Source organism: Streptomyces sp. MS191 (genome assembly GCF_008042125.1).
Taxonomy (GTDB): domain Bacteria; phylum Actinomycetota; class Actinomycetes; order Streptomycetales; family Streptomycetaceae; genus Streptomyces.
On sequence record NZ_RDBI01000037.1, the window covers coordinates 150,186 to 162,918 of the forward strand.

Consider the following 12,733-nt stretch of genomic DNA (forward strand, 5'->3'; position numbering starts at 1 on the left):
CCGGTGTCACCGTGGGGCCGGAGCCGCGGACGCGTACGTGTGGTGAAGAGGGTCGGGTGGGTGAGGGAACGGGGAAGGCGCCCCCGGCGGCACACGGCCCGGATCTCGCCGCGGCCGTCGAACGTGCCCAGCGGGGTGACGAGGAGGCGTTCGCGGAGGCCTACCGGATCGTGCACCCCGGGCTGCTCGGATACCTGAGGGGCATGGTCGGCGAGGACGCCGAGGACGTGGCCTCCGAAGCGTGGCTGGAGATCGCCCGGGACCTCGGCCGCTTCCGGGGCGACGCCGCGGGCTTCCGCGGCTGGACCGCGACCATCGCCCGCCACCGCGCCCTCGACCATCTCCGGCGCGCCCGTTCCCGGCCCCGCACCAGCGCACTCGAACAGGACGCCCGGGAGCTTCCCGCCCCCGGCGACGTCGCGGTCGAGGCCCTGGACGCCCTGTCCACGGAACGCGCGTTGGCGCTGATCGCGGGCCTGCCGCCGGACCAGGCCGAGGCCGTACTGCTGCGTGTCGTCGTAGGCCTCGACGGAGTCACCTCCGCCCGGGTACTGGGCAAGCGTCCCGGTGCGGTACGGTCCGCGGCACATCGGGGATTGAAGCGACTTGCCCGGCAACTGAAGGGGAGGGGGAGATGACGGATGCCTGACGAGCCGTGGGACAGAGCGCTGGAGGAGGCTCTCCGGGAGATGCTGAGCGGGAGCCCGGACACCGTGGACGGCGCCCCCGCGAACCATGCGGCCCACGATGCCGCCGCGCGGAGCCGGCCCGCACGCGAGGCCGCCGAGCGCGAGGTCCCAGGACACGCCGGAAACGATGCCGACGCCGAGGGCCGCGCGCCCGGCGCTCTCGCGCGCCGGGCGGCCGAGGAGGGAGCCCGTGCCGCGTTCCGGGCAGCCCGTGACGCCGGCCTCCACACCTCCGGCCCGACGCGCCCTCGCGACGACTGGTCGCCTGCCGCCGCGCGACGCTGCCCGGACAGCGCCCTCAGGGCCGTCGTGGCCGGACTGCTCGCGAGCCTCACGCTGGGTGGCGTGGCCCTCGCCACCGGAGGTCTGACCGCGGGCTTCTCGGACCCGCCCGCCGCACCGCGGCCCGCCCGTTCCGCCCCGCACGAGCGGGCGTCCGGCCCCGTGGGCACGGAGACCGGCCGGCCGGGGTCCCCGTACCCGGGCCCTCTGCTCCGGCCGGACCGGCACGGGGTCCCGCTTCCCGCCGAGAACCGTGAGGCGCTGTGCCACGCGGTGGGGCTGGGTCCGGAGAAGAGTGGGCGGCAAGCGCAGGGCAACGGCGGTGGCAGCACCGGGGCCAGGGGCAAGGACCAGGACCGGACGCTGGAATCGACGGTCTGGCGACGGCTCGTGACCGCGGCCGGGGGCGAGGAGCGGGTCGTCGCCTACTGCCACCGCGAGCCGCGGCCGGACCAGGCCGCGGACGCGGCGGACCCGCCGGCCACGGCGAACCCGCCCGGGACGTCGAAGAACGCGTCGAAGAAAGCCCCGGGGAAGGGATCGGGGAAGGGGGCGACGCACAACAAGGAGAACAAGGCGAACAAGGCGGACAAGTCGAGCAGGGCGGGCAAGCCGGAGAAGCGGGCGAAGGGCGCCGAAGGCGACGACGGCAACGCGGGCGGCCGGGGGAACGGCGGCGCGAAGCAGTCGTCCGGCGGCGCCTCCTGATGTGTGCCGGGCGGCCGGGGGAGTTCAGACGGGCTGCGGCGTCAGGCGCTTCAGCCCCTTGCGGTCGTAGTAGGACGTCATCGCGAAGCCGAACAGCAGCGCCAGGACGGTGCCGAGCGCGATCATGAGCCAGGCGCGGCCGAGACCGGCGTCGCCGCGGGCGTCGAAGTACAGGATCGCCCTTACCCCGTCGCTGAGTTGGCGCATCGGTTCGAAGTACGAGAGGAAGCGGTAGAACGCGGGGACGGCCTCGAGCGGCACGGTGGCGCCGGACGACGGGAGGCCGAGGACGATGAAGACGAACATGGACACCAGCTGTCCCACCCCGCCGAAGGCGGCGTTGATGGCCTGCACCCCGAGGCCGACCGCCAGCGAGGCGCAGTACGAGTAGATCCACAGCAGCGGCAGACGGGTCGCGTCCATGCCGAGGATCGCGACACAGGCGAGCATCACCAGCGAGACGCTGAGCACCGTGATGCCTGCGGTCATGACCATCTTCAGCAGCAGCGTCTGGGTGCGGCTGATCGGCACGGTGGGCAGGCGGGCGTGCCAGGGGCCGATCTCGTTGTCGGCGTAGCCGAGGGAGGTGTCCACGGCGTTGTTGATGACGTTGGCGCCGAGGAAGCCGGCGAGGACGAGGAGCAGCGTGTAGTAGAACGCGCTCAGTCCGAGGCCGCTGTGGCCGCCCAGGGGGTGGCCGACCTTCGTCACCACGTTCACCGGGTCGACGAGCAGCAGCCGGGTGGTGGACGTCGTCGCGGCGCCGGTCGAGGCCGCCGTGAGGCGTTCGCCGATCGTGCGGGACGCCTGGTGGGCGGCCGCCGTGGAGATCTGGCTCGCGAGGGAGGAGCCGAGACTGCCCTTGCCGGGATTGGTGAGCACCGTGATCGTCGGCCGGGCGGTCGCGTTCGCCGTGGTCAGCGCGGTGACCGACGCGGTGAAGTCGGCGGGGATGACGAGCGCGCCGAAGATCTTGCCGGAGTCGAGCCGGTCCTGTGCCTCGGCGAGGGTGAGGGTCTGCCACTCGGCGGCGACGGTCCTCCGGTCGCCGGTGATCGCCCGGCTGATCTGCGTCCCGATGTTCTGCTGCTGCCCGGGCGGTGGGGCGCCCCGGTCGGCGTTGACGAGGCCGATGGGCAGGTTCCGCAGGTCGCCCTGGGGGTTGACGACGCCGCCCATGTAGAGGAGGGACAGCAGCAGGGCGAGCAGTCCCGTGAGGATCGTGGGCATCACCCACAGCCGCGGACGACGCAGCAGGGTGCCGGCGCGGACCAGCGGACCGTCGTCCGGACGCGTGCTCGGGGAGGTCATTCTTCTCCGTCGGCTCTGGAACAGGTCGGCCCATGATGCGCGGCGCCCCGCCGGGAACCGCGCCGCCTCACCGTGGTGCCCCCCGGCCGGGGCAGGGCGCTCGCTCGGAGAGGTGAAGCCGCCCGGCCGGGAGCCGTACGCCGCCCGGCCGGGTGCCGTCCGGCCGCTGCCCGGCGTCGTACGGCACCGAAGCCGGGCGTACGGGCCCCGAGCCTGAGGTCCCGTACGAGGACCTCAGGTGCTCCGGCTCGGGACCCGGGCGGCATCCGGGACGTCAGGTGCCCGGCAGCTCCGCACGCAACGCGCGCGCCGCCGCGACCAGGTTCTCCAGGGAAGCGCGGGTCTCCGGCCACGACCTCGTCTTCAGGCCGCAGTCGGGGTTGACCCAGAGGCGTTCGGCCGGGATCGCCTTGAGCGCCTCGCGCAGCAGACCGGCCGCCTCCTCCGGGGACGGCACGCGCGGGGAGTGGATGTCCCAGACGCCCGGGCCCGCCTCGCGCGGGTACGCCGCCGAGGCGAGTTCACCCGCCACGGCCATGTGGGAGCGGGCGGCCTCCAGGCTGATGACGTCGGCGTCGAGATCGTCGATCGCCGCCAGGATGTCCCCGAACTCGGCGTAGCACATGTGGGTGTGGATCTGGGTCTCCGGCCGGACGCCGCTCGTGGTGAGCCGGAACGCCTCCGTCGCCCAGTCGAGATAGGCGGCGTGCCGCTCCGCCCGCAGCGGGAGCGTCTCGCGCAGGGCCGGCTCGTCGACCTGGATGACGGCGGTGCCGGCCGCCTCCAGGTCGGCCACCTCGTCGCGCAGCGCCAGGGCGACCTGCCGGGCGGTGTCGGCGAGCGGCAGGTCGTCACGGACGAAGGACCAGGCGAGCATGGTGACCGGCCCGGTGAGCATCCCCTTGACGGGGCGCTGGGTCAGCGACTGCGCGTACGCGGTCCAGCGCACCGTCATCGGGTCCTGGCGCGAGATGTCCCCGGCCAGGATCGGCGGCCGGACGTACCGGGTGCCGTAGGACTGGACCCAGCCGTGCCGGGTGGCGAGGTATCCGGTGAGCTGCTCCGCGAAGTACTGCACCATGTCGTTGCGTTCGGGCTCGCCGTGGACGAGCACGTCCAGGCCCGTCCGCTCCTGGAAGGCGACGACCTCGCGGATCTCGGCCTCGATCCGCGCCTCGTAGCCGGCCGCGTCGAGCCGGCCCGCCCGCAGATCGGCGCGGGCCGTCCGCAGTTCGGAGGTCTGCGGGAAGGAGCCGATCGAGGTCGTGGGCAGCGGCGGCAGGCCGAGCCCGGTGCGCTGGGCGGCCGCACGCAGTGCGTACGGCTGCGGGCGCCTGCGGTCGGCGTCCCCGACCGCCGCCCTGGCCCGGACCGCCGGATCACGGGTCAGCGCGGACGTGGAACGGGAGGCGAGGGCGGCGCGGTTGGCGGCGAGTTCGGCCGCGATCGCCCCGGTGCCCCGGGACAGACCGCGGGCGAGGGTGAAGATCTCGCCGGTCTTCTGGCGGGCGAACGCGAGCCAGCGGGCCACCTGGGGGTCGATGCCCCGTTCGGCCGTGGCGTCGAGCGGCACGTGGAGCAGCGAGCAGGACGCGGCGACGTCGACCCGTCCGGCGAGCCCCAGCAGGGTGCCGAGGACGGCGAGGGACTTCTCGTAGTCGTTGATCCAGATGTTGCGCCCGTCGACGACTCCCGCGACCAGGCGCCTGCCGGGCAGTCCGCCGGCCGCGGCGAGATCGTCGAGGTTGGCGGCGGCGGGGCCGGTGAAGTCCAGGGCCAGGCCGTCGACGGGGGTCTTCGCCAGGACGGGGAGCGCGGCGCCGAGCCGGTCGAAGTAGGAGGCGACGAGCAGCTTGGGCCGGTCGGCGAGCCCGCCGAGTTCCCGGTAGGCGCGGGCGACCGCGTCCAGTTCGGCCGGGGTGCGGTCCTGGACGAGGGCGGGCTCGTCGAGCTGCACCCACTCGGCGCCCGAAGCCCGCAGGTCGGCCAGGACCTGCGCGTACACCGGCAGCAGCCGGTCGAGCAGCGTGAGCGGCCGGAAGTCGTCGGGGACGCCGGGCGCCGGCTTGGCCAGCAGGAGGTAGGTGACGGGGCCGAGCAGGACGGGCCGGGCGGCGAGGCCGAGCCCCCGTGCCTCGCGCAGCTCCGCGACCTGCCGTGCGGAGTCGGCCGAAAAGGCGGTGTCGGGCCCGAGTTCGGGGACCAGGTAGTGGTAGTTGGTGTCGAACCACTTCGTCATCTCCAGCGGCGCCACCTCCTGCGTGCCGCGCGCCATCGCGAAGTAGCCGTCGAGCGGGTCGGCCGCGACGGCGGCCCGGTGGCGCTCGGGCACGGCGCCGACCATGACGCTGGTGTCGAGCACGTGGTCGTAGTACGAGAAGTCGCCGGTCGGCACCTCGGTGATGCCGGTGTCGGCGAGCTGCATCCAGGTGGCGCGCCGCAGGTCACGGCCGGTCCGGTGGAGGGTTTCGGCGTCGACCCGGCCCTGCCAGTAGCCCTCGACGGCCTTCTTCAGTTCACGGTCCCGGCCCTGGCGGGGGTACCCGTACAGGGTGGCCGTCGCCGCGGCCCGTCGTGTCGCCCTTGTCGTCACGGAACTCTCCTTCGCGAGCGTGTCTCCATGCGTCCCGGCGACGGGACGAGGGCGCGAAGGGGTGCGTGGACGAACGGGCCGTGGCCGCCTGCCGTGTCATGCCGGACGCATGCGCATCGGTTCGGGGCGGCTCGCCCGCTCTGTACGCCGACCCGCCCTCGAGGTCACCGGGATGTCCGCGCGCGAACGGTCGCGCGCGGGCAACGGGCAGGTCTTCGGACTCGCGGGCACGCCCACCTCTCTCCGAGGCGGACACCTAGTGGCCGTCGCTTCCCGGACCCGTTCGGGTCCAGTGCGTATGACGGCGGTCGTTCCCACTCACCGCTGCGGGGCAGTCCCGGATTCCCACCGGGTTCCCTCTTACGACGCGTCCCGACTGGCGGACGGGCGCGAACCAATTGCGCCCGCCACCCTAGTCGGCCCGCGGGCGGGGCCGCCGCCCCGGAGGCGAGTTGGCCGGGAATCGAGGTCGGGCCGACGGCCCCCGGCCCGCTACACGCGGTGCGGTGTCGCGCCGGTCAGCCGCTCCGGGCTGAGCAGTTCGGCGATGCGCTCGGCGGGCAGCAGCCCCTTCTCCAGGGTGAGTTCGGCGACTCCCCGTCCGGTCCGGAGCGCCTCCTGGGCGATCGCGGTGGCCGCGGTGTAGCCGATGTGCGGGTTGAGGGCGGTGGCCAGACCGATGGAGTTCCGCACGGTCGCCTGCAGCTGTTCGGTGTTGGCCGTGATGCCGGAGACACAGCGCTCCGCGAGGGTGAGGCATGCGGCGCGCAGCGAGATGATGCTCTTCGACAGGGCGTGCTGGATGACCGGTTCGAAGGCGTTCAGCTGGAGCTGGCCGCCTTCCGCGGCCATGGTGATCGTGATGTCGTTGCCGATCACCTCGAAGGCGACCTGGTTGACGACCTCGGGGATCACCGGGTTGACCTTGCCCGGCATGATGCTCGAACCGGCCTGCACGGCGGGCAGGTTGATCTCGTTCAGGCCGGCACGCGGGCCGGAGGAGAGCAGCCGCAGGTCGTTGCACGTCTTGGAGAGCTTCACCGCCAGCCGCTTGAGGACACCGGAGAGCTGCACGAACGCGCCGCAGTCCTGGGTGGCCTCGATCAGGTTGGGCGAGGTCACCAGCGGCAGGCCGGTGATCTCGGACAGGTGCCGGCGGGCCGTCTCGGCGTAGCCGGCCGGGGCGTTGAGCCCCGTCCCGATGGCGGTGGCGCCGAGGTTGATCTCGTGGATCAGCTCGACGGCCTCGGCCAGCCGGTTGCGGTCCTCGTCCAGCATCACGGCGTACGTGGAGAACTCCTGGCCCAGCGTCATGGGCACCGCGTCCTGGAGCTGGGTGCGCCCCATCTTCAGGACGTCGCGGAACTCGAACGCCTTGGCCGCGAAGGCGTCCTGGAGCACCGCCGCGGCCTGGAGGAGCCCGTGCACCGACATGATCGCCGCGATCCGGACGGCGGTCGGGTAGACGTCGTTGGTGGACTGGCTGAGGTTGACGTCCTCGTTGGGGTGCAGGTGCTGGTACTCGCCCTTGGCGTGACCGAGGAGTTCGAGCGCCCGGTTGGCGACGACCTCGTTGGCGTTCATGTTCGTCGACGTGCCGGCGCCGCCCTGGACGACGTCCACGACGAACTGATCGTGGAGCCGCCCGGCGCGGATCTCCCGGCAGGCGGCGACGATGGCGCGGGCCTTCTCCGGGGAGAGCAGCCCGAGCTCCTCGTTGGCCAGGGCCGCGGCCTCCTTCACGGCGGCGAGCGCCTCGACGAGTCGCGGGTACACCGAGATGGGCAGGCCGGTGACGGTGAAGTTCTCCTGGGCGCGCAGCGAGTGGATGCCCCAGTAGGCCTCGGCCGGCACCGCACGCTCGCCGAGGAGGTCGTGCTCGAGGCGGGAAGGGTTCTGCATGGCGTGTCCGACCTTCGGTTCTTCGGTGTCAGTGGAGCGCGGCGGGCTGCCGGGCGGCGGCGGGGGAGGTGTGGGCACCGGAGAAACGGGAGCCCGACCCGCCGGCAGCCAGGGCAGGTTCCGCGCGGGTCGGGCCGTTCAGGAGGTCGCGCAGCAGGGCGTCACGCCGGCCCGGGGCGACGTCGGACAGCAGGGTCGCGACGAGGGCCATCCGGGCCTGACCGGCTCGCAGCGTGCCGGTGAGCACCGCGCCGGCCGCGACCAGGTCCACGGCGCCGCCGCCGGTGTACATCTCGGCGACCGGACCGGAGTGCACCCGGGTGGTCAGGGCCACCATGACCCCCTGGGAGACGGCCTCGGCGACCGCCTCGGCTATCTCGGGAGTGGCGTTGCCCGCACCGGTGCCGACCAGCACGATGCCCTGCGCGCCCGCGGCGATGGCGGCGTTCAGGAGCAGCGGGTCGCCGTCGCTGTGGTGGGTGACGATGTCGACCCGGGGGAGGGCGACGGGCTCCTCGGCCGTGGCGGCCCGCGGCAGCGGGAGCGGAGCCGGGCGGTCCGGCCGGCGGCGGACGTCCACCCGGGCGAAGCCGACCTTGCCGAGGCTCTGCTCGGAGGGGTCGGCGAACGCGGCGGCGGCCAGCGTCTGCGCCTTCACCGTGCCGCGCGCGGCGTGGACCACGCCGTCGAAGACCACCAGCACGCCGAGTCCGCGCACGGAGGCCGCGACCTGGAGCGCGTCGTACATGTTGCCCGGACCGTCGCCGTCGCCCGTGCCGAGGGGCCGCTGGGCGCCGGTGAGGACGACCGGCCGCGGGTCCGTGTGGTGCAGGTCGAGGAAGAAGGCCGACTCCTCCAGGGTGTCCGTGCCGTGGGTCACGACGACTCCGGCCACGTCGGGGTCGGCGAGGGCCTCGTGCACCGCGCTCAGCAGCGCGAGCTGGCGGGCGGTGGTCATGCGGGAGCTGTTGACGTTGAACAGGTCGACGACCTCGACCTCGATGTCGTCGGGCAGCGCGGCCGTCGCCAGGACGTCGTCACCCGAGGCGTCGGCGGCGTATCCGGTGCCCTGCCAGCGGCTGGCGATCGTGCCGCCGGTGCTGATCAGCTTGATCCGGCGGGGCTTGTCGTCGCGGATCCATTCCATGTCGTCTGCTCCCGGGGTGGGGGGTCGTCACGAGCGCGAACTCGGACGCGGGGGGTGCGGGCGCGGGCTCGAACGGGCGCACGGGTGTGCGAGGGTCCGGCGCCGCCGCAACGATAGAGCAGAAGGTCCGCAATGCGATTGCGAAATCCGCCGCTGCTGTACATCAGGGCGCGTGCATAATTGCGCCATGGATCGGATCGACGCTCATATCTTGCGCGAGCTCCAGGACGACGGGCGGCTGACCAACCTGGAGCTCGCCCAGCGGGTCGGACTCAGCGCCTCCGCCTGCATGCGCCGGGTGCGCCAGCTGGAGCAGGACGGGGTGATCCAGGGGTACCGGGCGGTGATCGACCCGGACGCCGTCGGCCGCGGCTTCGAGGTGCTCGTCTCGATCGAGGTGCGACGGGACCGGGAGACGGTCGAGGCTTTCGAGGCGGCGCTCCAGGACATCCCGGACGTCATCGAGGCGTACCGGCTGTTCGGCAGTCCCGGCTGCCTCCTGCGCATCGCGGTCGCCGACCTCGCCGCCTACGAGCGCCTGTGGATCGAGCGGCTGACGTCGCTGACCGGCGTCACGGAGGTCAACTCGCAGATCATCATGAAGCGGGTCAAGGAACCGCGCGGACTGCCCGTCCCGCGCTGAGGCGGGGGCGACGGCCCGTCCGTGCGGCTGGTGACCGGGCGCGAGACCGCGCGAGGCGGTGACCTGCGACTGACCCGTGCGGGACGGTGGCCGAGTTGCGACGTGTCGCTGTTGGGCCGAACGGGTGAGGGACGGGAGGATGGGGCCATGAGTAGGTACGAGAGGTACGACGTCACCGACGAGCAGTGGGAGGGCCTCGCCCAGGTCGTCCCCCTGCGCGGCCGTGACGAATGGCCGTCCAGGATCGACCACCGCACGATCCCCGATCAGTACGCGTACGCGGAGCAGCGCCGGATGGTCGTCCTGCGGGTGCAGGTCTTCGCCGACGCCCGCGAGGTCGCCGAGTACCTCGTCGCCCAGATCCCCGTCCTGCTGGACCTGACCGGCGCGGACACCGAAGTCGCCAAGCGGATCCTGGACTTCAGCAGCGGCGTCGTGTTCGGCCTGGGCAGCGGGATGCACCGGGTCGACCGCAACGTCTTCCTGCTGGCCCCGGCCGGCACCGAGGTCGAGGGCGCGCCGGACGCGGAGCACGACGCGGAGGCCGCCGTCCCCCGATCGTAGGAAGGTCGACTCGCCGGAACGGTTCGTCGGGCGAAGGGCTGCGTACGGTCCGACCATGCACTCCACCGGTGGTCTCACGCCCGACCACGCATCCGCTTCCGGGTCCCCCTCCTTACGCTCCGGTCCTCCGGCCCCCACGGTCCGGACGTCCGGCGCCGCCCCTTCCGTTCCGCCCTCCCGTGTCGCGTCCTCCGCTCCGGCGTCCGGGGGCGCGCCCTCGCGCTCGGCGTCTCGGGGCGGGGCCGCGCCCACGTCACCCGCGTCCCGGAGCGGTGCCGCGTCCACGGCCGCGCAGGCCGCCGGCGCGCCGCCGCCCGCGGAGGCGGTCCCGGCCTCCCCCTCGGTACCGGCCCCTCGGGCGGCGACCTCCCCGGGGTCCGTACGGGACGGCGCATCCCCGAGCCCTCGGGCGGCGACCTCCCGGAGGTCGGTACGGGACGGCGCATCCGCCTCCGCACCAGCGTCCGCCGCCTCCGCCTCCGCCTCCGTCCGGGACGGGGCGCGACCGCTCCCGGCCGGGGGCGCGACCGGAGCCGGCGCCGAACGGCGGCCCGCACGGCCGGTGGTGACCGAGCTGCGCCTCTCCGCCTTCGCCGCCCACCGCGGCGCCGTCCACCCGCTCGGCCCGGTGACCCTGTTCACCGGGCCGAGCGGCAGTGGCAAGTCCACCGTCCTCAGGGCGTACGAGGCGCTGGCCCGGCTCGGCTCCGGCGACGACCTCGCGCTGGCGTTCCCCGACGCCGGCGGGTGCGTGCCCGAGCGGGCCCGGCCCGACGCGCAAGGGCGGCGCGGGTTCCGGATCGGCTGCACCGTCGACGGCCCCTGCGGTCCGGTCCGCCTCGACATCGCCGTCCAGGCCGAACCCCGCCTCCGCATCGTCGGCGAACGCCTCACCCTGCCCGGCCGCACCCTGCTCACCACGGCCCTCCGAGACCCCGGCCGCAGCACCGTGCAGGCCGAATGGCACACCGCGGGAACCACCCCCGTCACCCGGGCACCCCTGCCCGACGACCTCCTCGGCACCGCGCTCCTGCCGCTGCGGGTGGCCGGCAAGACCCCGGGACAGCTGGAGGTCCTGGCCGCGGCCGAACAGGTCGTCGTCGCCCTGCGCTCGGTCTTCGCCTGCGACCCCCGGCCCTACCGGATGCGGGCCCCCGTCCCCGCGGGGGAAGGCCGGCTGCGGCGCGGCTGCGACAACCTCGCCGAGGTGCTGCACCGCACCAGCAACGACTGCCCGCGCCGCCACGCCCGGCTGGCCTCGGTGGCCGGCGCCGGCTGCGCCGGACCGGTCACGGGACTCGGCGTGGAGGAACTGCCGGACGCCACGGTGCGGGCGGTGCTGGAGCGGGCGGCGAGAGGCGCGTCGGGCCCGGGCGCCGCGGCCCCGACCCCGCTGGGCAGACTCGGCGACGGCGAACTGCGCTACCTGGCGCTGGCGCTCGTCCTGCTCACCGGGCCGGGCGTGCTCGCCATGGACCAGCTCGGCGAGGTGCCGCCGGCCATGCGGGCGCTGACCGTCCTCGCCGACGGACTCGACCGGGGGCTGGACGTGCGGCAGTTCCGTGCCCTGCTCGACCTCGCCGCCACCATCTGCGCGGACGGGCACATCCGGCTCGTCGGCGCGGTCGGGCAGGCCGCGGCGGAGGACGCCCGGGAGGTGCGGGGGGTGTCGGTGGTAGACCTGGAGCCGTGAGTGAACTGGATGTAGTGGAACTGCAGCGCAGACTGGCCGAGTTCGCGGCCTCACGGGAGTGGCAGCCGTACCACACGCCGAAGAACCTGGCGGCTGCCCTCAGTGTCGAGGCGGCCGAACTGCTGGAGATCTTCCAGTGGCTGACGCCCGAACAGGCGGAGCGGGTGATGGAGGATCCGAAGTCGGCGCACCGGGTCGCCGACGAGGTCGCGGACGTACTGGCGTATCTGCTCCAGTTCTGCGGGGTGCTCGGCGTCGATCCCCTGGTGGCGTTGTCGGAGAAGATCGACCGGAACGAACTCCGCTTCCCCGTCCGGCAGCGGCCGGAGGAGGTGTCACGCCCCGCGGAAGAGGGTGATCGTCACTCTGCGGAGTGATCGGCTTTTCCCCATCGAGCTTCCTGTCCACAGATTTCCGAATTCCTCTGGCGTTTTGGCTCAGTCGCCTTCACGCTGGGTAATGGAGTGAGTGGGTAGTAAGTCGTACGAACGGGGGCGGCGTACATGGAAGCGGAGCGACTCATCGCGGCCGGCCGGCGCGCGCTGGCGGAGAGCCGGACGGCGCTGGACATCGTGGCGGAGGCCTGGCAGGCCCAGGCCCTCGCCCAGGCGATAGGAAGTCACCTCGCGCTCTGCGGACCGCTGGAGCTGCGGAGCGAGGCACGAGGGCTGAGTGAGACAGGTGGCGGGCGCGGGGTGCTGGAGTACCCCGTGCTCGGCCCGGGCGGGCCGAGGGCCGCCCAGCTGACCGAAGTGGCGGACGCACGCCTCGCGTTGAACGCGCTCGGCGCGCTCCTCGGGGAAGTGGGGATCGCCCTGGTCGGGGTGGCCTGCGCGACCGACGAGGAGGGGCTGTACTGGCAGTGCATCGAGGCGATCGACGCGGCCGACGAGTCGAACGACCGGGTGCGCGGGATGCTGCGCCGCCTCGCGGTACGGGAGCGGGACCGGCCGCCCGATGCCGCCCGGGGCAGGGCGGGCCCGGCGACGGGGCCGCCATGAAGGGGTGCGGCGTGAGCGGCTGTGGTGTGAACGGACCCGTGGCGAGGCCGGCGGGCGGAGGGGCCGCGCCTGGGCGGCGGTGAGGGACGGTCCGGGGGCGTCGCGCGGGCGGAGGCCGTCCGGTCTCGGAGGTCCGGCACGAGCGGTCGCCGGGCGGTAGGGCCTCGGGGACCCGGCGGACTCGGGGGCTCGCGTCGGCG

Annotated in this window: 11 protein-coding genes and 1 riboswitch; of the genes, 7 read left to right on the plus strand and 4 right to left on the minus strand. The window is 73.8% G+C overall.

All coding sequences use genetic code 11. The annotated features are described in order from the left end of the window. The first annotated feature begins 56 nt into the window (after positions 1–56). The gene (locus EAO71_RS06375) at positions 57–638 is read left to right on the plus strand and encodes an RNA polymerase sigma factor (protein ID WP_147976794.1); all 582 of its coding nucleotides are present in this window, start codon (positions 57–59) and stop codon (positions 636–638) included. Positions 639–641: 3 nt separating this feature from the next. Further along, a complete protein-coding gene (locus tag EAO71_RS06380; protein WP_147976795.1) occupies positions 642–1,679 on the plus strand; it encodes a hypothetical protein in 1,038 nt (345 codons plus the stop codon). Between the two features lie 24 nt (positions 1,680–1,703). Here EAO71_RS06380 and EAO71_RS06385 read toward each other — a convergent pair whose 3' ends face one another. The 4 genes from EAO71_RS06385 to EAO71_RS06400 all read right to left on the minus strand — a co-directional run bounded on the left by EAO71_RS06385 (position 1,704) and on the right by EAO71_RS06400 (position 8,632). Then, on the minus strand, positions 1,704–2,990 hold the full coding sequence (locus EAO71_RS06385) for a YhgE/Pip domain-containing protein (protein ID WP_147976796.1): 1,287 nt from the start codon (positions 2,988–2,990) through the stop codon (positions 1,704–1,706). A gap of 274 nt (positions 2,991–3,264) precedes the next feature. Continuing rightward, positions 3,265–5,583, minus strand: a complete 2,319-nt coding sequence (gene metE / locus EAO71_RS06390; RefSeq protein WP_147976797.1) for a 5-methyltetrahydropteroyltriglutamate--homocysteine S-methyltransferase — start codon at positions 5,581–5,583, stop codon at positions 3,265–3,267. 201 nt (positions 5,584–5,784) lie between these two features. Next, positions 5,785–5,984, minus strand: a riboswitch (cobalamin riboswitch). A 91-nt stretch (positions 5,985–6,075) separates the two neighbouring features. Further along, entirely contained in the window at positions 6,076–7,485 is a 1,410-nt protein-coding gene (aspA, locus tag EAO71_RS06395) for an aspartate ammonia-lyase (RefSeq protein WP_147976798.1), read from the minus strand. A gap of 28 nt (positions 7,486–7,513) precedes the next feature. Beyond that, positions 7,514–8,632 carry an asparaginase gene (locus tag EAO71_RS06400; protein ID WP_147976799.1) on the minus strand — a complete coding sequence of 373 codons (1,119 nt, stop codon included), beginning with the start codon at positions 8,630–8,632 and terminating at the stop codon, positions 7,514–7,516. A gap of 187 nt (positions 8,633–8,819) precedes the next feature. Here EAO71_RS06400 and EAO71_RS06405 point away from each other — a divergent pair, with 187 nt between their 5' ends. The 5 genes from EAO71_RS06405 (at position 8,820) to EAO71_RS06425 (ending at position 12,533) form a co-directional block, all read left to right on the plus strand. Beyond that, positions 8,820–9,275, plus strand: coding sequence for an Lrp/AsnC family transcriptional regulator (locus EAO71_RS06405; protein WP_147976800.1), 456 nt, complete (start codon positions 8,820–8,822; stop codon positions 9,273–9,275). 147 nt (positions 9,276–9,422) lie between these two features. Next, complete coding sequence (locus EAO71_RS06410) at positions 9,423–9,839, plus strand: cell division protein SepF (RefSeq protein ID WP_147976801.1); 417 nt, start codon at positions 9,423–9,425, stop codon at positions 9,837–9,839. A gap of 562 nt (positions 9,840–10,401) precedes the next feature. Then, positions 10,402–11,532 (plus strand): AAA family ATPase, encoded by a 1,131-nt coding sequence (locus tag EAO71_RS06415; RefSeq protein ID WP_147976802.1) that lies wholly within the window; start codon positions 10,402–10,404, stop codon positions 11,530–11,532. Then, a complete protein-coding gene (locus tag EAO71_RS06420; RefSeq protein ID WP_261992031.1) occupies positions 11,529–11,909 on the plus strand; it encodes a nucleotide pyrophosphohydrolase in 381 nt (126 codons plus the stop codon). The genes EAO71_RS06415 and EAO71_RS06420 overlap by 4 nt, the downstream gene beginning before the upstream one ends. Before the next feature lie 126 nt (positions 11,910–12,035). After that, positions 12,036–12,533, plus strand: coding sequence for a DUF6099 family protein (locus EAO71_RS06425; protein ID WP_187282581.1), 498 nt, complete (start codon positions 12,036–12,038; stop codon positions 12,531–12,533). Positions 12,534–12,733: the final 200 nt, after the last annotated feature.

Coding starts and splice junctions, on each gene's coding strand:
- EAO71_RS06400 (WP_147976799.1), bottom strand. CDS start 8,632: ATGGAATGGATCCGCGACGACAAGCCCCGCCGGATCAAGCTGATCAGC.
- EAO71_RS06385 (WP_147976796.1), bottom strand. CDS start 2,990: ATGACCTCCCCGAGCACGCGTCCGGACGACGGTCCGCTGGTCCGCGCC.
- EAO71_RS06425 (WP_187282581.1), top strand. CDS start 12,036: ATGGAAGCGGAGCGACTCATCGCGGCCGGCCGGCGCGCGCTGGCGGAG.
- EAO71_RS06405 (WP_147976800.1), top strand. CDS start 8,820: ATGGATCGGATCGACGCTCATATCTTGCGCGAGCTCCAGGACGACGGG.
- EAO71_RS06410 (WP_147976801.1), top strand. CDS start 9,423: ATGAGTAGGTACGAGAGGTACGACGTCACCGACGAGCAGTGGGAGGGC.
- aspA (WP_147976798.1), bottom strand. CDS start 7,485: ATGCAGAACCCTTCCCGCCTCGAGCACGACCTCCTCGGCGAGCGTGCG.
- EAO71_RS06380 (WP_147976795.1), top strand. CDS start 642: ATGCCTGACGAGCCGTGGGACAGAGCGCTGGAGGAGGCTCTCCGGGAG.